Here is an 18,952-nt window from a genome sequence, read left to right as displayed (position 1 = left end):
CATTTTTATTTTCCATATTTTCATTTTCTTTGCATGAAATTTGCAGAAAATTTCCTAAGATTTATAAATCATTTATTTTTAATCAGGAGGACATAGTGATGAAACCTAATTCCAAAGCCAAGAAAATAGAAGCCCTCCTCGACCGCGGCGGTAATCTTGCCGTAGAAAGTTTTCATTATCTCGCCCTGTTCATTATTGGCTGTATGGTGATCTGGTCTGCCGGTCATACCGTCATCGACATTTTGACAGTCAAAAAATTTGCCAGTATTGATGACATTCTGCTGTTATTTATTTATCTGGAATTAGGCGCGATGGTGGGTATTTATTTTAAAACCAATCATATGCCAGTTCGATTCCTGATCTACATTGCGATTACTGCGCTGACACGTCTCTTGATTTCTGATATTCAACACACGCATAAAGCCAGTATGGATCAAGTGATTATTACGGGTTCTATCCTCATTTTGGCTTTCGCCATTTTAATTGTGCGTTATGCATCCTGGAACTATCCATCAATTATCCGAGACAAACATACTGAAAAACCAGTTCCTCAAGGCAAGACCCCTCGCCCTGAAGATGATGAGTTGGCATAAAATGTTTTATTCATAACTGTATTGAAGAATCCTCTCTTCCTTTGGGAGAGAGTTAGAGAGAGGGACTTAATGTATACGTGTCAATTTCATTTAGAATTTGAGAAACATATTATTCCAGATCACCTCTCCCTAGCCCTCTCCTCACCGGTGAGGAAATTATTTTGTTTTTTTGAGTTATTGACGCATAACCGCAGTATCTCTTCATTCAGGGCGGTTTAACGATTATTCACCAACACATAACGTCCATTTTCATAGATCCAGTGCATTCCAGTAGGCGGATCAGGCAGACCCAAACGGCGCCAGTCATTGATCAGTACATAACGTGAGCTTTCAATATGTGCCACGTTCGGATCGCCATTTACCCAGCTATAGCTGGTCGAGTTTTGATAAACAGTGGTCGGTGCCTGATAACGAATACTCACCCCATTTTGAATCGGTGGATGGCCCCACTGATTCGGATAATGATGTGCAGGCGGTCGCGGACGCTGCGGATAATGCTGCTGTGGTGGGCGTGGGTGCTGCGGGCGTTTATAAGTCTCTTTGCTGGTATAGCCGGCCCAGTTATTTCCTGCTACAGCTGGGACAGAAGCTCCAAATAATAGTGCAGCTAGACAGGCGCTGGACAAGATGATTTTCATAGGAACTTCCTTTGATAGGTTTGCCTATATTTTATACAGAATTTACGGAGGAAATATGAATTTATCCAGTTATACCACAAGGTTTTACAGCCGATAGTGAAAAGACATTTGTGCTGCGGCTCAGGTGCTGCGTGCATGCTTTGTGCTAAACTTTGATTTTCCGAATTTTGAGTCCAACATCGTGTCCGATTTAAGTTTTGATCGTTTATATGAATATTTCTGTAAAGTCCCAAGTGTTCAAAAAAACCTGATTGATAGCTATGGATCTGATGGCAAGCAGGCATGGTGGTTCAAGTTTCGTATTGATGTAGACCATCCGCTGGCTTGGCAAACTGTACAGGAACTCAGTCATGTTCTGAATTATATTTCCAAGAATGAACGCCTGCCGACGCAGTTTTTACCAGTATCCCCTCCTCCGTATATGAATGGTGAAGCGAAGGATTTCCTGTGCTGGGTGATTCAATGCAATCATGCAGATTTCCCGCCGGATGTGGTATGTGACTGGTTAGAAGCACGCCTGCCGAATCCGGTGGATGATGAATCTCAATGGAAAATCAAAACTGATATTGCTGAGCTCGACCAGATGTCCGATAAAGATTTGGATAAACTGGTTCCACCAAATCCTGCACCCTAAAGCTTTTGAAATAAAAAAATCCCTCTAAATTTAGAGGGATTTTTTTATAGCAAAGAATTCATTTAACACTTTAGTTACTGAAATTAAAGGAATTAAAATAGTTAAATAAAATATCAGGCAATAAAAAACCCCAAGACTGAATATGCTTGGGATTTTTTAGAATTTTGGTCCGAGGGTCGGGATCAATTTATATGAATATCTAATTGTTTTAATTAAACTTATTAAAATTAAAAAAGTAAAAGGTACTCACTAAGGTACTCATTTTAAAACTTAGAAACCCTGCTATTACAATAACTTAAATAAAAAACAATCCTAAAATCTTAATGATTAAGCGCAGATACCAACTTAATAGCTTCTACTTTAAAGTCATCAAGATCGTGAAAGTCAGGGTTAGGTAGCCTAGGAAAAAGTGCTTTTAACGCATATTCACTACTTAGCTCTAAGACATCCTCTTTTAGCTTATAAACATGATAGCTTAAATCAGAAGCAATCAAGGGTAATTGAACAATTAATTCTTCAATAGTCTCTGCACAGTAAAAATCCTCTACTCCCTCTGAACTTCGAATTTTTCCACTTGTAACATGAGTATGGTAGTAAAGCGTATTCTTTTCTATTACTTCATCATCTATGGTCAGATTTACGAATAAAAAAGAATCATCGCCATCATATGCCACCCCTATCATGTATGCATTGAAATCCCTTAAAGCATTATTTTTATCAAGGATATAGTCAAACGCATCTTTTAACTTCATTGTGTTTCCTTATCTAATAAAATTGGATTAATCAAGGATGCAAATTATTGACCTAAGCCCAATTAAAAGTGAATGAAATTAAATCAAATTAGCAGTAAAATCTTTAGCTCAATCAAGGGGGCGGAAAAGATAGATGAATACAAATACCAATCACTTTAATATTAAAAAAATGACAATTAATCAATCAGAGTTTCTTCAGAACTTTAAGAAATTAGATGTTGCCTCTCGCAATCTTTTACGACCGATTCTCTTTGATCCAAACCAAGATCAAATTAAAGTTTTAAATAAGTTTAGAAAACTTTATCAGTACAAAGATTTAGTAAAAATTTATAATGCTCTAACTAAGATTGAAGATTATGAAAGAAAAGTTATTCCTGATCACTTCCCCACTACTGCCCAAGTTTATGATGATTTTCAACGCCTAAAATGTATTGAGTTTAAAAAACAAGTAAAGATCGTAGAACTATTAGCATTACAAAATAAAAACAAGTTAAATGATTTTTTTAAAAAAATAGATGGTTTAAATAAATTAATTATAACCAAAAAGTATAAAGAATCTGATTCTGAAATTGAAAAAATTTACCAGAAATTTGGTTATAGTCATTTTTTATTAAGGAAAATTCTTCTAATAAAAGAATTAAATAATGATAAAAATAATCTAAATTTTGTTCAAAAATTTATTAGTGAATACAATTCTACAGGTCGAAATTTAATTATTAGCTCATTACAGCAATGCTATCAAATCGATATAGATTATTTAGGACTTAAAAAATCTATAATTAATAGACATGAAAAAAGCTTGTTTTGCAAACACATATCAGAAATACCATTCACATATTTACAAAGCCACAATCTTGAAGAAATAAATGAAAAACTATTAAGCAATATACAAAGCTCTTTAATTGATGGTTTGTTTTTTTTAAAATATAACAATAATTTTCTAAATTTAAAAGATCTAGATACTATTGAGAATGTTATATCAATAGAAAACCCATCCATAGATTTAAATGACTTAGCGAAATTCTATATAAATAATTACGAAACAGATAGTGAAGATATATTTTACAAACATTCCAGTGCATGGTATGAGATCGATGATATTTATAAATATAGAATTTTAAATGACAATTTCTATAGTGAATCCATGGGAAAAATAGAAATTAAAGAACGACTACATATAATAAATGAATGGATAGCTAATTTAAGTTTAGATGAACTATCCATTTCCCAAAGTTTGACGAAACATAATAGATCTCTTGCGAAAGTAAAAAATTGTTTATACTAGCCCCATGAAATATGAAAATTTAACTCGATTTAATGATGGGGAATTTAAACGACTCGTTGGAGTTCCTCGTCCATTATTCTTAAAAATGGTATCGGTGTTACAACACGCTGAACTTGCCAAGAAAAAATCTGGAAGACCTCATTCGTTGTGTTTAGAGGATCAATTGTTGTTAACTTTAAATTACTTACGCTGTTATAGAACTCAAATTGAGTTATCCGCTGACTATAACCTAGCTGAAAGCAATGTGAATCGTACTATTCATAAAGTTGAAAATGCTCTGATTCAATCACGGATTTTCGCATTGCCTAAAAGGAATCAAAAGTTTAGTGAGGGGGATTATGTGATCGTTGATGTCACTGAGTCACAGATTGAGCATCCCAAAAAAACAAAGAAAATTCTATAGTGGTAAAAAGAAGAAACATACGCTAAAAACACAGGTCATTTTTAACCCAAGACTAAAGCAAATTGTAAGTATACAGGTCGAAAGTGGCAGAAAACATGATCTGACGATTGCGCGTAAGTATTTTAAGGAGATGATCATTTATCCTTGTATTATGGCAGATTTAGCCTATAAAGGATTTCATCAGATTAAGAGTAAGTTACTCATTCCAATCAAGAAACCTAAGAATTTATCATTACCCAAAATAGCAAAACAGATCAACCAAGAAATCAGTCGGCGTAGGATCACAATTGAACATATCAACGGCAAACTTAAATATTTTCGGATATTAACAGAACGCTATAGAAATAGACGGAAACGATTTGGTCTAAGAATGAATTTAATTGCTGGAATGGTGAACTGGACGCTCTTAAATTAACTTTCGCAAGAGATCTAATTATTTAGATTTAAAAATCCTAGAAGAATCTGGATCTATAACACGCTCTTCAATTTTTAATCACATTATGATGAAAAATGAAGGTAATGTAATAATCTCATTATCAAGTTTATATAATTTAATGGGAAGAACCCAAGATCTATCACGGACAGTAGATCAAAAATACTTAAGAATGGCAGCAGAAAAAACGGACTGTCTAGAATCACAGATCATTTTTTATCTCCTTATAGGTAAAAAAAGTAGAAATGAAAAAGATAATCATCGACTAAAAAAATATATTCAAAAAATTACTATTGAAAGATTTAATAGCAATTTAGTCGACTTTGTAAAATACTTATCGACAAAATCAAAAGCTGTGGCTGAGTATACTTATGAATTATGCACAGAAGATTTCATTGCAACAATGTCTCAAATTATTCCTACAACTTTAAAAATAACTGAAACAAGAGCAGATCTACATACTTGGATGGGTGATTTTACAGGTGACAGACAATATAATGATAGAGCAAGAACCCTTCTAATTGATCATCAAATTAATAGAATAAGAAATGAAATTGATGACAACAGAATTTATGTCGATTCTTTTAGATTTAATGAATGGATATGCGATGATATATTAAGGGAGTTTAATAGCTGTTTATCAAGTTTGAGCCAAAATGGTTTATTAGATTATTATGACTCTCCTCAATTATTATTACTAATAGAAAAAGCATACTTTGAATTTTGTAGTAATAAAATATTTGGAATTTCATCATATCTTGGTCGGAGAATTAGACATGGTACTTTTAAAGGACATTTGTTTTCAAATGTAATTATCCCTTTAGAGGAACAATACGAAGTTCTTCTGTCCGACCCTTCCTTTCTAACCCAATGGAAAATTTGGAAAAATGAATATGAGAAAACAATTGATAATATCATTCGACATAATTTACATATTCAATCCACCAAAAATAAAGATGGTTTAATACAAACTGACCTAAATTCTCCTAGTAAAACAGATGTTGGGCAGAGTAAAACTTGAAGTGCGACATAAACCACCTAATTAATTTAAAGGGTTTATGGAGTATATAAAATTGTCATACCATCATCTTAACTTTGAAGATCGTACTGCATTAATGCTTGAGTCAAGAAAAGAAGGCTTTTCAGCCAGAAAATTTGCTGAACTCATTAAAAGACATCCTAGTACGATCTATCGTGAGCTTAAAAGAAATAGCATCAATGACGTTTATCAAGCTCGATATGCTTCTGATAACACCTTCGCTAGACGTAGACGTGGTCACAGAAAACTCAAAATCGATTCAATCCTCTGGAAATTTATTGTTGAAGCGATCCGTTGTTTATGGTCTCCTCAGCAAATAGCAAAGCGTTTAAAGACATTTCCTGATTTGGATCAAACAATGAATGTAAGCCATACAACGATTTATTCAACGATACGAGCATTACCAAAGGGTGAGTTGAAAAAAGACTTATTATCCTGTCTGCGTCATGAAAATAAAAAGCGAAAAGCTAACGGTGAACCTAAAAAAGATTCTATATTACAGGATATTAAAACTATTCATGAGCGCCCAGCCGAAGTTCAAGAAAGAAAAATACCGGGTCATTGGGAAGCTGATTTAATTAAAGGTAAAGACAATAAAAGTTCGATAGCAACACTTATTGAACGAAATACACGGCTCTGTATCTTGGCAACATTACCTGATGCAAAGGCAGAATCAGTGCGCAAGGCTTTAACTGAAGCTCTGAAATATTTACCTGCAGAACTGCGTAAAACGTTGACCTATGACCGTGGACGCGAGATGTCAGAACATAAAATACTCGAAGAAGATTTAGGCATAGATGTATATTTCTGTGACCCACATTCACCTTGGCAAAAAGGCACATGCGAAAATATGAATGGTTTAATTAGGCAATATTTACCTAAAGGGATTGATTTAAATCAGGCAGATCAGCATTATTTAAATCAAGTTGCCATGTCACTGAATACTCGTCCTAGAAAGGCGTTAGATTGGCTTACACCATTAGAGAAATTTGCTCAGCTTGTTGATTATCATATGGCTTTTGAAACTGTCGCACCTCATGTTTGAATTCGCCTTGCTTACGCTTGTGCCAAGAATATAATTTCTGAATTTATTTCAAAAAATGGCACTAGTACTTTAAGTACCGTTATTGTTGAATATTGCTGGCGCTTAATCGTAATTGATTTAAGAAATATTAATGATTTTCTTAAAAATCAAAAAAATGAAATATTAAATAAAACAAAAATAGAACAATTAAAAATCAATCAAAATCAAAGAATTAAAGAACTAACAACTAGTTTTACATTAGAGTTACATAGAACAATTAATGATAAATTTATTTCTATATATGAATGGTTCAAAAGACCTCATTCAGTGGCTCCTAAAGCAAGTTTATCACTTCTTTTTAAAGCTGTTATTGAAGAAGTCAGAGACACGTTTCCTTTGTTCAAAGATATAGATGGAGATAATCAATTCGATTTCGAGTTATTTGGTGGAGCGTATCATGTTATATATGATGCATTATATGTGATTATCTATAATGCAGCGAAACATGGAAAACCAACTAGCCATTTAGAAAAATTCTATACAATTGATCCATCAAATTATAAAATTATAGTTTCTGTTAGCTCTGATATAAAAGATAGCGACAACGAAGATTATATCAATAGCAGACTCCAAGTCGATCAAGAAATGGACATTGATAATGCACAATTATCTGAAGATCGAAGCGGAATAAAAAAACTATACCATCTTATGAAATATGACAATAATTTCGTAATTGAAAAAATTGAATGTTCAAACCGCAAAGTAAATATAATATTCTCATATAAGGTATTACATAATGTTTGATATTTTAATTGTAGAGGATGATAGTTTTAAATTAAAAAGTTTAAAGGATTTTCTCTATGCTAATATGGTAAATATTAATATTGTAGTAGCTACAAACCTTCAAAATGCTATAACCCTAATCAATGAATCTATTTTTCACTTAATATTAGTTGATATGGCAATACCAAGCCATCCTATAGAATCAGGAACAGGTTCTCCAATAAGCTTGCTGAATGGAGGCTTACAAGTAATTCTTGAAATTCAATATTTAGATCGTAAAGATGATTGTATCGTTCTGACTCAATATCCTGATGTTGAAATATGTGGTGAATATTTTCCTATTGATCTTGCCTCTTCCAATATTAAAGATTTGCTAGATTGTACCGTGTTAGGATGTATACAATATTCAGAAGATACAACAACATGGAAAGAAGACCTCAAAGAGCTTTTACAATCGTATGAAAATTTTAATTCTTGAAGATGAAACCCATAAATTTAATTTAATTTCAGAAGAAATTTTAAATTTTAACCCTGACATAAAAATTGATCGTTCTGAAGATCGTACTAATTTTATCAAAAAGTTAGAGCGTGAAATTTATGATCTAATTATTATTGATTTAATTGTACCTACACATCCTCAAAGTGACCCAATCGATTTAAGTGGATCGATTATATATGACTTAAGAGATGAAGATTGTCCAAATATTAGGACTCCTGTACTTGCTCTAACACAGTTTGATGCCGTTGCTATTGATAATTTTGAAGAATTAAATAGTCATAATATCAATGTAATAACTTTTTCTTGTGAAAAAGAAGCTTGGAGAAAACCACTTCTACAGCGCTTAATAGATAATCTCCCCCCACCCAAATATGATTTTGTTATTGTATGTGCTTTACCAAAAGAAACCAATGCATATAGAAGTATAGGTCTAGACATTTCTGAATCTAAATCAATTCAAGGTCTAGACTGTTTAGATATTAAACTAGACAGCCACAAAGGATTAGTAATTACTTGCCCAAGGATGGGATTAGTTGATGCAGCTATTACTTCAACTATGGCATTACAGATATTCAAACCTAAGCTGATTGCAATGAGTGGAATTTGTGCAGGAATAGAGGGGGAAGCAGAAATTTATGATATTACTATTCCCGAACTATGTTACCAACATGATTCTGGTAAATGGACTGCAGATGGATTTACACCTGAACCCTACTCAATTCAGCTTGATCATACAGTGAAATTAAAGATCAAAGAATTAATTTCTAGAGAGGGATTTGTTAATCATATCCTTAGTGATATTTCCCCTAATAGATCTGAAATACCTCAACATCTTGAAAAAATTAGCACTTCCATTAAATTAGGTATTTTATCTAGTGGTAGTGCAGTAGTTGCAGATGAAAATTTTAATAAGATTATAAATATGCAACATAGAAAAATTGCAGCATTTGAAATGGAATCATATGCTCTTTATGAAGCGGCAAGATTAACAGATTTTAAACCAATGTTTTTTAGTGCCAAAGCAGTTGTTGATAATGGGACACCAGGAAAAAATGATGACTTCCATAGAATAGCGTGTCTAGTATCTGCAAAAACAACCATTGAAATTATTAAAGTACTTCTTTGATAAAATTAACAAATGGTTCTAAACCTCTAGAGCCATTTGTACTTTTAAAATAACAACTCCACATTCTAGCAAACATACTAGTTCTTTATTATTTGACTATACCTTTAAAATAATTTCTTAAAAGCCTTATTTTTTTATCAAAAGAGTTCCTGGCAGGAATTAAATTATTAATTTATCATTTTCGTTGCAAGTTAATAGGTAAATAATAATGACTGTTAGAATTTATGTAAGAGCAAGTACGAAAGAACAAGATGCAGAACGTGTATTAGATGACTTGAAAAAATTTGCAAAAAATCATATTGAAAGTGACCTAATACAATATATTGAGAATGAGTCAGGTACTAAGTTGGAACGCCCAATTCTAAACAAATTACTTGAAGAATCATCCAATGGAGATATTTTATTAATCGAAAGTGTAGACCGCTTATCACGGCTTTCTCAAAATGATTTTGAAATACTGAAGAATCGTATCAAAGAAAAGGGATTAAGATTAATAGTTGCTGATTTACCCACTACACATATGCTAGTTGCACAAGATGAAAGTATCACTAGCTCAATTCTAACTCTTATTAATAATATGCTGATTGATCTCCTAGCCACTATGGCTAGATTAGATAATGACAAACGCAGAGAACGCATTAAGCAAGGTTTAATGAGAAGTGGCTACATTCCAACTGGAAAAAAGGCGAACTTAGAAAAGCATCGAAGAATTAAAGAGCTAAATATTAAAGGGCTAACAAAAGAAGAAATTGCAAAAGCCGTCGAGTGTGCAATAGCAACTGTGTATAGAGTTCTAAAAAATTAGTAAAAAAAAAGCGATACAAAAGTATCGCCTTTAAAATCATTGTGTTATTGATTGATTGGTTTTATTATACCACCAAAGTTCTACTGCCTTAGCATCAAAATATACGGCGGATTGTCTATTAGTTCCATCCTTAATTGGACGAGGAAATTTTTCATCATTATTAATTAATTTAATCAATTTATCTTGTTTTATAGACAACATGTAACACACTTCTTTTTTTGTTAGTCTTAATTTCTTCATTTCTATCATTTTCTTCCCCCTTTTTTTCTTTTATATTTCTTATTATTCTTAATTCTAGATTTGCTTTAGATTTATCAATATTTCTATCACTTATGATTATTTTCATTTTAGTAGCTTTCTTTGTTCATTTTTTATATTTAAGTCTATACCATACTCATTTAAAATTTTTTTCTTCTTTAAATGAATCATTGTCCTAGAATAATAATCTGAAATACAGCCTTCTTCATAAAGTGTTATAAATTTTCTATCAGATTTATTTTCTATATCTAGAATATTATTTCTCTTATCAACATTGGGAAGCTTTAATTTAGAAAATACATCATCGAACATTCTTCTTATTTTTTCTAAATCATTCCATTGGCTTGCATACATCAAATTCCAGTCTTTAAGTTGAGCATTTAGAATTTTACACTCTGCTCTAACCATTCTTTCAGCAATTTCATAAATTTTTGGCTCTATAGAAAATCTTTGATTTTTTTCTCTCAACTCATTTCCTTTGTGATAATACTTTAAACTCCATCTAGTTTTACTACTCATACCGAAATAACAGCCATTTTTATATAGTTGTTTAGCCTTATAAGGAAAATAACCAAGCATTTGTACATTATTTAAATATCTTAAAGCATCTTGCTTAGATGCAAAAATATAATCAAGTTTCACATCAACTCGATATACTCTGAAATTCCCATTCTTGATATTCTTAAACTGTTCTTCTGAAAAAGAAATCAAATCTTTAGACTTTAAAACATTAACAAATTCCACAATCAAATTAACTAAATTTTTTTCACCAGTAACATTTTGTGATTTCAACCACTTATAAATATTTCCTGAAACATGAATATAATCTTTTTTGTATGTCAAAGTAACAGTTTTACCTTTATCAGATGATATAATTTTAGGCTTAAATTTTATCTGACAATTTTGATCAGACAATTTATAAACGTCATCGACTGTATCTAAATGCAAAGTTGTATACAAGATTGAACCCTCTGTAATTTTCTCTGCATTCCCATCAACAAATAAATCAAAATCAATCCAATCTATTTCATAATTATTATTTTTCTTCATATCAAAATCTCCTTTTTTTTTATAATTTTTCCAAATTAGGAACAAAAAATAGAACCCAATAAAAAAATTATGGATTCAAAATTAAAATAGTATTTTAAAAAATTAAACAATTGTCGCCTTAATATATATAATATGAACTTTTATTATTTTTAAATATATATTTTATACTTGTTATTATACTGCTTTATATTATAAAAGTCAAATTTCAACTAAAAACTACCATAATAAATTAGATGACTAACTTCTTTCTCATACTCATTTAAATTAAACACAATATGACCAAAATTTTTAAAAAATTTTATATTATTATCATCATTTCTTAACAAAAATACTTTTGGAATTATTTTACTTAGATCATCTAATTTTATATTTTCAATTTTTGGATAAATTAAACCATATCCTATCCAGCACTCAATCGCATAAGATAAAACATCATTATTTTCACTTATATCTTCAGCCAAAATTGATTCAACATTTTGGTATTTCATTAAATCTTTGACTGAACATTTAACAACCCTACTATTCGCTAAGAAGAGCTTCATTCATTTTCTCTTTTGATTTTAAATTCAGTAAGTCTCCATATTCATGAGGAGTTATATACGGATTATTTTCAATATAGGTTAGCCAGTTACTCCATATATTCATAATTTTTCTACGTTCTTCTAAGTATTCTGCAATATGAGTATACGCTCCAACGGTATCATTCTTTTCTATATGACTCATTTGCTTTTCTAAAGCATCTCTTTGGAACAAACCCATTTCAGCTAAAGAAGATCTTGCTAAAGCCCTAAAACCATGTAAACAAATCTCTTCTTTGTCATATCCCATACGCTTTAAAGCATTATTAGGTGCTTCCCCACTCAAGAATTTATTTTTGTCTTTCACACTTGGAAAAACGTGATTACAGTTACCACTATAAGTATAAATTTCTTTTAAGATTTCTATCACCTGTGGAGATAATGGCACAAGATGTTCTCTTCTTGATTTTGCCCCTCGATTCGAATACTTAATCCCTTCAATTAATTCTCTTCTAGCAGGTACACGCCACTGTTTCTTTTTAAAATCAATCTCAGTCCAACGTGCGTATCTAACTTCAGAAGAACGAAGGAATGTATGTAATACTAGTTTTAAACAACTCTTAGTTAGAAAATGTCCAGTATCTTTCTTAATCCCTTTTATAAGGTTTGGGATTTCATCTAGTGATTTAAAAGTAGCTCTATGTTTTTTGGGAGCAGATAAATCTAAAGTATCTTTCAAATCTCTAGCTATATTTGTTTCGATAAAACCATGCTGTAGTGCATATGCATAGATTAATATCAAGTCTGCTCTGATTCTCTGTGCATGATCTGCTGACTTTTCATAGATTCTATTTAAAAGATTCATCAATTCTTTTAATGTAATTTTTTCAATCAGTTTATCTTGAAGGATTGGAAAAACATGATTCTCAAATTTTCTTAGTCTTTTATGCTTAGTTTCTTCATCTAATTCAGCTTTTTTTGCATAAACTTCTAACCAAGCAAGTGTGATTTTCTTAAATGTGTGCTGATTATCTTTTTTCTGATTTTGTAAATGCTTTTGTTCTTTTGGATCTAAACCTTCTGCAAGCATTGTTCTGTAAGCTGAACGATATTCTCTAGCTTTAGCTAAACTTAGTTCAGGATAGGTTCCTAACGTCATTTTAGACACTTTATCAGCTATTTTATTTTTATATTTGAATTGCCAACTTTTCGTACCAGAGGGTCTAACAAGTAAAATTAGACCATCACCATCATGCAATGGATATTCTGTATCTTTAGGTTTGGCAGAAGCACATTTAGTATCAGTTAGAGGTATAACTTTTATTGCCATTCCAAATCAATACCTTGAGCATATGAGGTACTCATTAAGGTACTCATTTGGCATAGGTGTATCAAGGAATATAACGTGATATAACGATTGATAATTTAGATAAATGCAGGATTTACAAAGATATTTTATTATATTAATCCATATATCTTAAAAGATATGGTCCCGAGGGTCGGACTCGAACCGACACGTCATCGCTGACAGTGGATTTTGAGTCCACCGCGTCTACCAATTTCACCACCTCGGGAGTGGATGAAAGGTATATTACCCGGTTTCGAACAGATGTCAACGCAGATTCTCTGCATTTGTTTAATTTTAAAACAAAACTCATTTTTTTGATCTATAAAGCTGCAATTTCCTCCTTAAAAAGGAAAAAAGTTTATACTAAGCCCAGTTTTTATTACCGTAACTTGTCATGCAACTTTCTGATTTTAGCTTTGATCTCCCCGATGAGCTGATTGCTCGCTATCCGCTTGAACAACGTAGTGCTTCCCGCCTTTTACACCTCGATGCTGAAGGTCAATATCATGACCACCAATTTACCGACATTCTGGATTTATTGAATGAAGGTGATTTGCTGGTTCTGAACGATACCAAGGTGATGAAAGCCCGCCTGAAAGGTAAACGTGCTTCAGGTGGTGCAGTTGAAGTTCTGGTTGAACGCGTGATGGATCAGTTCATCGCGCACTGTCACATTAAAGCCAGCAATACACCGAAAGCCGGTGCTGAACTGTTTATTGGCCCAAATGCCGTTAAAGTGACTGTTCAAGGCCGTCATGAGAATCTGTTTGTTGTGGAATTCTCCCAGCCGATTTTAGATGTCCTGGATCAATACGGCGCCCTGCCTATTCCACCTTATTTCAACCGTGAAGCGGAAGAGATTGATACTTTACGCTATCAGACGGTCTTTAACGATCCGACTAAAATTGCCAGCGTTGCCGCCCCGACCGCATCATTGCACTTTGACGAAGATTTATTGAAAAAGCTGGAAGAAAAAGGCATTCAAAAAACTTTCGTAACCTTGCATGTTGGCGCAGGTACATTTTTACCCGTGCGCACCAGCGATATTGAAAATCACATCATGCACAGCGAATGGTGCCAAGTGTCTGATGCATCTATGGCGCTGATTAAAGCCACCAAAGAACGTGGCAATAAAGTCATTGCTGTCGGTACAACAGCGACTCGCGCGACTGAAAGTGCGGCACAGGCCAATGGTGGTGAGCTGAAAGGCTGGACTGGTGACACCCAAATCTTCATCTATCCAGGTTATGAGTTTAAAGTGGTAGATCGTTTGATTACCAACTTCCATTTGCCTGAATCTACCCTACTGATGCTGGTCTCAGCGTTGTCAAATCGTGACAATATCCTGAATGCCTACAAACATGCCGTAGAAAGCAGATACCGCTTCTTCAGCTATGGTGATGCCATGCTGATTGATCAGGCTAAATAATTACAGGACCCATCTATGCCGATCGATGCAGTGCAACGCTCCATTCATATTCGTCGTAAGAAAAATGAAGTGGTGTTTAAAAATATCGATCGGCTGTGGCACTTATCGAGTGATGCCAAAAGCCATCAGGACATTCTTAATGGCTTGCATCCATGGCAAGGTTCAATTTCTCTAAAATTTGAAAACACCCTGCCGTGGTTCTTGGCACTCTTTGGCTTGATGCAAGTATTCAGCCTTATCATTGCACCGCACAATTTCTGGCTGCAATGCAATTTTGCCTTGGGTTTTGGCATGTTATTTTGGGCCTATCTGATTTATGAGCAAGAGCGCTCCATCAATGATGTGATTGAATATTTAGAAGAACGTGTGCTGACGCATAAATATCATCTCCACTTTCAACAACAGCCACAGCATATTTCAATGCCACTTAATCCTCGGCAATTTATTGGCAATTTAAAACGCCTTTTTCCTGTGTTTGAACGTGGCTCATTACACAATGACATCTCACGTTATGCCAGCACCACATGGTTAGATGAAAATGAACAAGAACACCAAGTCTTGCTGTTTGAATACCACTATGTAGATGAAATTAAAACCATCGATAAAAATGGCAATACCGTCAAACTCATTGAACAACATAAAAATTTGTGGGGTGCATTTGTCTTTGATGTCTCTGTGCAGGGGCTTGCCATTAGCACATCAAGACGTCCATTCCCCTCACCTTATCGCCATCCTTGGCACAGCAGTGATATACGCACCAATCAGCGTTTAAAATTTTATGGCACAGATCCCATGCAAATGGCCAAACAGCTCAGCCCGGGTTTTGTGCTCCGATTAAGTCAATTTTTCCAATACCGTGAAGGCGATCTTATTTTTCATCCCCAACAACGTGTGCTGTGCTATTTAGGGCCACATGACATTTTTAATGCGCCTGAACGCAAGCAAAATATCCAGGATATTTCTGCATTGCGTGGACATCTGAGAACGTTTAAATTAGTAGAACTGGAAAAGCTGCAAACTGACCTGATTCAGTTTTTAAAATAATTATTTTCTCTGGGGACTGCTTTTATGGGATTTGTTGTTTTTGTCATTATCCCGATTCTGCTGATTGTTGCCATCATCATGATCCGTAACAGCATCGTACGTTATCATAATGCCACAATTCGGGCATGGTCTGATGTTGCCAGCTATGAACGGCAGAAACTGAAAATTCTAGATGGCCTGCAACCTTTGGTCGAACAGTATTCCAGTTTCGAAAAAGGCACGCTGGAGAAAGTGACTGAACTGCGTCAGAACATCATGAACCTGAATATTAAAGATGCCGATATTCGGCAATTACAACGGATCGAAAGCCTGAACCGGGAACTGATGCATAACCTGAATGTGGTGATCGAAAACTATCCTGAATTGAAAGCCAATGAAATTTATCTGAAAATGATGAACGAAATTGAAGAACAGAATGAAAATGTCGGTGCCGCAATCAGTATCTATAATCGTAATGTTGAACTGTTTAATAACCAGATTCAGGTTTTCCCGCATAATATAGTCAATAACATGCTGCTACAAAAGAAAGCTGTGCGTCCTTTCCGCGATCAGGCCGTGACCCAAAGTTTTGACTATCGTCCGAATTTTTAAACCCTGACGTATATTTATGCGATGATAAGAAATACCTAACTGCCTTAGCGATGAATCAGGAGATTCCAGATAAGGCATTTTGCTTCAGAATAAAAATAAAGAATTAAAAACTATGCTGGATCATCTCGATACCTTAAAGGAAGTCCTGATCAAGGAGTTGTATCAACTCTATGATCATTATAGTGACGACGGAATATATGCCTGTAGCCCCTGGTCTATGACGAGTTTCTGCGAGTGGATTACCTCGCCATATCAACCGAACGTAGTATTTTTAATGATCAGGAAGATCGTGCACAGTATCTGCCTGAAACTGAACGCTGGAATGCAGCGAAATGGCGTTACCGTACCGTCCACAGTTCTAATAACGGTATGACGCAGTTTCGTGCACTGCTGGACAGCTATTTCAAGAACCAGCATAGTTTCGGCAACCCTTTGCTGGAACATAGCAAGACCGATCAGGCCAATACGCTGGATGTACTTTTAAAGCTCTTTCAACAGGCACGTGATGCTTTAGAACAGGATTATGGCTTGGACTTAAACCGGATTGTGTTTTTTATCCATATGCCAACACAGCCACAAATAGAATTCCAATCGGCTATTTCTCTAAATCAGGAAAGTCCATTAAGACAACAGTTTCTGTTCAGCAAACAGCCTGCCAATCAACCTGCCATGTCAAAGTCATTTAAGCTAAACCAGAACGATAAAGATCTGCTGATTGATCTGGCGCAGCTGGTCAAGTTAGAAGCTTATGATTATTTACATGTTGCCCATCAGGCCTATTTACTGACCCTGGAACCGCATTTTGTCGATGCCAATTTTTATATCCAGAAACTGATCCAGCATATCGCAGCGATGGCAACTGAAATTGATGGCAGTTGTGCCATGACACAAGCGGAAATTCAGGAGCACATCAGCCAGTTTGAACGTTAGATCACAAGCTTATTCTTCATTTTTTATTCATACAGGCAACATAAATAAAACAGCCCGGACTGGATGGAGCGCTGGTGTTTACGGTCAGAATCAAGGAAAATAGCCGGTTTTAGCATTAACAATCAGCGAACTGTTTTTTCGCCTTGATTTGGAACTCCTATGAAGTTTGAAAAATTAGCGCAGTCGGGCCGTGCCCGTCGTGGCCGTTTAACGCTTGAGCATGGCGTGGTTGAAACCCCAATGTTCATGCCGGTGGGGACTTATGGCACGGTAAAAGGCATGTTGCCTCGTGACATTAAAGAAATTAAGTCTCAGGTAATTCTGGGCAATACCTTCCATCTGTACCTGCGTCCAGGTCTGGACGTCATCCGTGAACATGGTGGTCTGCATCAGTTCATGAAATGGAACAACCCGATCCTGACCGATTCTGGTGGCTTCCAGGTGTTCAGCCTCGGTGCGATGCGTAAAATCAAGGAAGAAGGCGTGACCTTCCGCTCGCCGATTGATGGTTCCAAAGTATTCCTGTCTCCTGAAATCTCGATGGACATTCAGCACACCCTGAACTCTGACATCGTGATGATTTTTGACGAATGTACGCCTTATCCGGCAACGCATGAAGAAGCACAGAAATCGCTGCAACTGTCTTTACGTTGGGCCAAACGCTGTAAGACTCAACATCACGACGTACTGAAAAACCGCAATGCCCTGTTCGGGATTATTCAAGGCGGTATGTACGAAGATTTGCGTGATGAATCCTTAAAAGGCCTGCTTGAAATTGGCTTTGATGGTTATGCCATTGGTGGTCTGTCTGTTGGTGAACCGAAAGAAGAAATGATCAAGGTGCTGGATTATCTTCCAGAGAAAATGCCGGAAGACAAACCACGTTACCTGATGGGTGTCGGCAAACCGGAAGATATCGTGGAAGCAGTACGCCGTGGTGTCGACATGTTCGACTGCGTAATGCCAACCCGAAATGCACGTAACGGTCATTATTTTGTGACCGGCGGTTTAGTACGTATCCGTAACGCGAAATACCGTCATGACCAAAGTCCGCTTGATCCAGCCTGCGATTGCTACACTTGCCAAAACTTTAGCCGTGCCTACCTGTTTCACCTGGAGAAATGCGGTGAAATGCTAGGTTCTATGCTGGGTACGATTCATAACTTGCGCTATTACCTGCGCCTGACTGAAGCGATGCGCGAAGCACTGGATCAAGGCACATTCGAGCAATTTGTTGAGGACTTTTATGCCCGCCGTGGCATGCAAGTGCCGCCTTGTCCTGAAGATTAATCTTTCAGTATTTGCGCTAAAGAAAAAGACAAGGTAAATTGCAGAACAAGTCAATTTATTATCATTCAGTTAATTAACCATTTTTAGTTTAGGAAAATGTAAATGAGCCTATTTATTTCGACTGCTCACGCTGCAGGTGAAGCTGCACAACAACCAAGCCTGATGGCGAACCTTTTGATGATTGCGGTATTCGTAGCAATCTTCTATTTCCTGATCTGGCGTCCTCAATCTAAACGTGCCAAAGAACATCGTGCACTGATTGAAAGTCTGGGTGTTGGTAGCGAAGTGGTATTTGCAGGCGGCTTAATGGGCAGAATCACAAAAATTGAAGGTGACTTTGCTGTGGTTGAACTCAACCGTGGCGTAGAAGTAAAAGTTCAGCGTGCGAGCGTGGTCTCAGTACTTCCTGAAGGCACTTTAAATAACATTTAATCAAAAGAAGTCGTGCTCCCTGCACGACTTTTTAATTTTAAGAAGAAA

General features: G+C 35.1%; 21 protein-coding genes, 1 tRNA gene and 1 pseudogene. 16 read left to right on the top strand and 7 right to left on the bottom strand.

The window, feature by feature from the left end:
• The first annotated feature begins 98 nt into the window (after nucleotides 1-98).
• Nucleotides 99-593, top strand: coding sequence for a phosphate-starvation-inducible protein PsiE (locus F955_RS03585; protein ID WP_004891463.1), 495 nt, complete (start codon nucleotides 99-101; stop codon nucleotides 591-593).
• Between the two features lie 215 nt (nucleotides 594-808).
• Here F955_RS03585 and F955_RS03580 read toward each other — a convergent pair whose 3' ends face one another.
• Nucleotides 809-1,231, bottom strand: a complete 423-nt coding sequence (locus F955_RS03580; protein WP_004891459.1) for an RcnB family protein — start codon at nucleotides 1,229-1,231, stop codon at nucleotides 809-811.
• 181 nt (nucleotides 1,232-1,412) lie between these two features.
• Between F955_RS03580 and F955_RS03575 the strand changes: the two genes are divergently transcribed.
• Nucleotides 1,413-1,865, top strand: coding sequence for a hypothetical protein (locus F955_RS03575; protein WP_004891457.1), 453 nt, complete (start codon nucleotides 1,413-1,415; stop codon nucleotides 1,863-1,865).
• 320 nt (nucleotides 1,866-2,185) lie between these two features.
• On the opposite strand, the gene F955_RS03570 is transcribed toward F955_RS03575, so the two are convergent.
• Nucleotides 2,186-2,617, bottom strand: a complete 432-nt coding sequence (locus tag F955_RS03570) for a hypothetical protein (RefSeq protein ID WP_004891454.1) — start codon at nucleotides 2,615-2,617, stop codon at nucleotides 2,186-2,188.
• Between the two features lie 133 nt (nucleotides 2,618-2,750).
• Here F955_RS03570 and F955_RS03565 point away from each other — a divergent pair, with 133 nt between their 5' ends.
• The 8 genes from F955_RS03565 to F955_RS03525 all read left to right on the top strand — a co-directional run bounded on the left by F955_RS03565 (nucleotide 2,751) and on the right by F955_RS03525 (nucleotide 10,014).
• Nucleotides 2,751-3,902, top strand: coding sequence for a hypothetical protein (locus F955_RS03565; RefSeq protein ID WP_004891453.1), 1,152 nt, complete (start codon nucleotides 2,751-2,753; stop codon nucleotides 3,900-3,902).
• Between the two features lie 4 nt (nucleotides 3,903-3,906).
• Nucleotides 3,907-4,720 (top strand): IS5 family transposase gene (locus F955_RS16275; RefSeq protein WP_100222412.1). Its coding sequence is split into 2 segments (ribosomal slippage): nucleotides 3,907-4,293 and nucleotides 4,295-4,720, totalling 813 coding nucleotides; the frame shifts between segments, so codons are not numbered across the junction.
• Between the two features lie 85 nt (nucleotides 4,721-4,805).
• Nucleotides 4,806-5,759: a hypothetical protein gene (locus F955_RS03550; protein WP_004891447.1), complete on the top strand. Its 954-nt coding sequence runs from the start codon at nucleotides 4,806-4,808 to the stop codon at nucleotides 5,757-5,759.
• 37 nt (nucleotides 5,760-5,796) lie between these two features.
• Complete coding sequence (locus F955_RS03545; protein ID WP_004994718.1) at nucleotides 5,797-6,822, top strand: IS30-like element ISAba125 family transposase; 1,026 nt, start codon at nucleotides 5,797-5,799, stop codon at nucleotides 6,820-6,822.
• 306 nt (nucleotides 6,823-7,128) lie between these two features.
• The gene (locus F955_RS03540) at nucleotides 7,129-7,605 is read left to right on the top strand and encodes a hypothetical protein (RefSeq protein ID WP_004891444.1); all 477 of its coding nucleotides are present in this window, start codon (nucleotides 7,129-7,131) and stop codon (nucleotides 7,603-7,605) included.
• On the top strand, nucleotides 7,598-8,062 hold the full coding sequence (locus tag F955_RS03535) for a DNA-binding transcriptional response regulator (RefSeq protein WP_004891443.1): 465 nt from the start codon (nucleotides 7,598-7,600) through the stop codon (nucleotides 8,060-8,062). The genes F955_RS03540 and F955_RS03535 overlap by 8 nt, the downstream gene beginning before the upstream one ends.
• Nucleotides 8,043-9,209: a 5'-methylthioadenosine/S-adenosylhomocysteine nucleosidase family protein gene (locus F955_RS03530; protein WP_004891440.1), complete on the top strand. Its 1,167-nt coding sequence runs from the start codon at nucleotides 8,043-8,045 to the stop codon at nucleotides 9,207-9,209. Before F955_RS03535 ends, F955_RS03530 begins: the two co-directional genes overlap by 20 nt.
• Before the next feature lie 208 nt (nucleotides 9,210-9,417).
• Complete coding sequence (locus F955_RS03525; protein ID WP_004891438.1) at nucleotides 9,418-10,014, top strand: recombinase family protein; 597 nt, start codon at nucleotides 9,418-9,420, stop codon at nucleotides 10,012-10,014.
• Nucleotides 10,015-10,050: 36 nt separating this feature from the next.
• On the opposite strand, the gene F955_RS03520 is transcribed toward F955_RS03525, so the two are convergent.
• The 5 genes from F955_RS03520 to F955_RS03500 form a co-directional block, all read right to left on the bottom strand.
• Nucleotides 10,051-10,263, bottom strand: a complete 213-nt coding sequence (locus F955_RS03520; RefSeq protein WP_004891435.1) for a helix-turn-helix transcriptional regulator — start codon at nucleotides 10,261-10,263, stop codon at nucleotides 10,051-10,053.
• A gap of 93 nt (nucleotides 10,264-10,356) precedes the next feature.
• Entirely contained in the window at nucleotides 10,357-11,322 is a 966-nt protein-coding gene (locus F955_RS03515) for a phage/plasmid replication protein, II/X family (RefSeq protein WP_004891433.1), read from the bottom strand.
• A gap of 209 nt (nucleotides 11,323-11,531) precedes the next feature.
• Nucleotides 11,532-11,864: a hypothetical protein gene (locus F955_RS03510; protein WP_004891432.1), complete on the bottom strand. Its 333-nt coding sequence runs from the start codon at nucleotides 11,862-11,864 to the stop codon at nucleotides 11,532-11,534.
• Entirely contained in the window at nucleotides 11,842-13,170 is a 1,329-nt protein-coding gene (locus F955_RS03505; RefSeq protein ID WP_004891428.1) for a tyrosine-type recombinase/integrase, read from the bottom strand. Before F955_RS03505 ends, F955_RS03510 begins: the two co-directional genes overlap by 23 nt.
• Before the next feature lie 157 nt (nucleotides 13,171-13,327).
• Nucleotides 13,328-13,414, bottom strand: a tRNA-Leu gene (locus F955_RS03500).
• A gap of 168 nt (nucleotides 13,415-13,582) precedes the next feature.
• Here F955_RS03500 and queA point away from each other — a divergent pair.
• From queA to yajC, 6 genes and pseudogenes are all read left to right on the top strand, one after another.
• Nucleotides 13,583-14,617, top strand: a complete 1,035-nt coding sequence (gene queA, locus F955_RS03495; RefSeq protein ID WP_004891426.1) for a tRNA preQ1(34) S-adenosylmethionine ribosyltransferase-isomerase QueA — start codon at nucleotides 13,583-13,585, stop codon at nucleotides 14,615-14,617.
• 15 nt (nucleotides 14,618-14,632) lie between these two features.
• A complete protein-coding gene (locus F955_RS03490) occupies nucleotides 14,633-15,661 on the top strand; it encodes a hypothetical protein (protein ID WP_004891422.1) in 1,029 nt (342 codons plus the stop codon).
• A gap of 24 nt (nucleotides 15,662-15,685) precedes the next feature.
• Entirely contained in the window at nucleotides 15,686-16,252 is a 567-nt protein-coding gene (locus F955_RS03485) for a LemA family protein (RefSeq protein ID WP_004891420.1), read from the top strand.
• Between the two features lie 112 nt (nucleotides 16,253-16,364).
• A pseudogene (locus F955_RS03480) lies at nucleotides 16,365-17,182 on the top strand (DUF4303 domain-containing protein).
• Nucleotides 17,183-17,341: 159 nt separating this feature from the next.
• Nucleotides 17,342-18,472: a tRNA guanosine(34) transglycosylase Tgt gene (gene tgt, locus F955_RS03475; protein ID WP_004816067.1), complete on the top strand. Its 1,131-nt coding sequence runs from the start codon at nucleotides 17,342-17,344 to the stop codon at nucleotides 18,470-18,472.
• Nucleotides 18,473-18,574: 102 nt separating this feature from the next.
• Nucleotides 18,575-18,904 (top strand): preprotein translocase subunit YajC, encoded by a 330-nt coding sequence (gene yajC / locus F955_RS03470; protein WP_004816064.1) that lies wholly within the window; start codon nucleotides 18,575-18,577, stop codon nucleotides 18,902-18,904.
• Nucleotides 18,905-18,952 lie beyond the last annotated feature (48 nt).

It is taken from the genome of Acinetobacter schindleri CIP 107287, from assembly GCF_000368625.1.
Taxonomy (GTDB): Bacteria; Pseudomonadota; Gammaproteobacteria; order Pseudomonadales; family Moraxellaceae; genus Acinetobacter; species Acinetobacter schindleri.
Note: the sequence above shows the minus strand (reverse complement) of the source record. Positions and strands in the feature narration are given on the sequence as shown.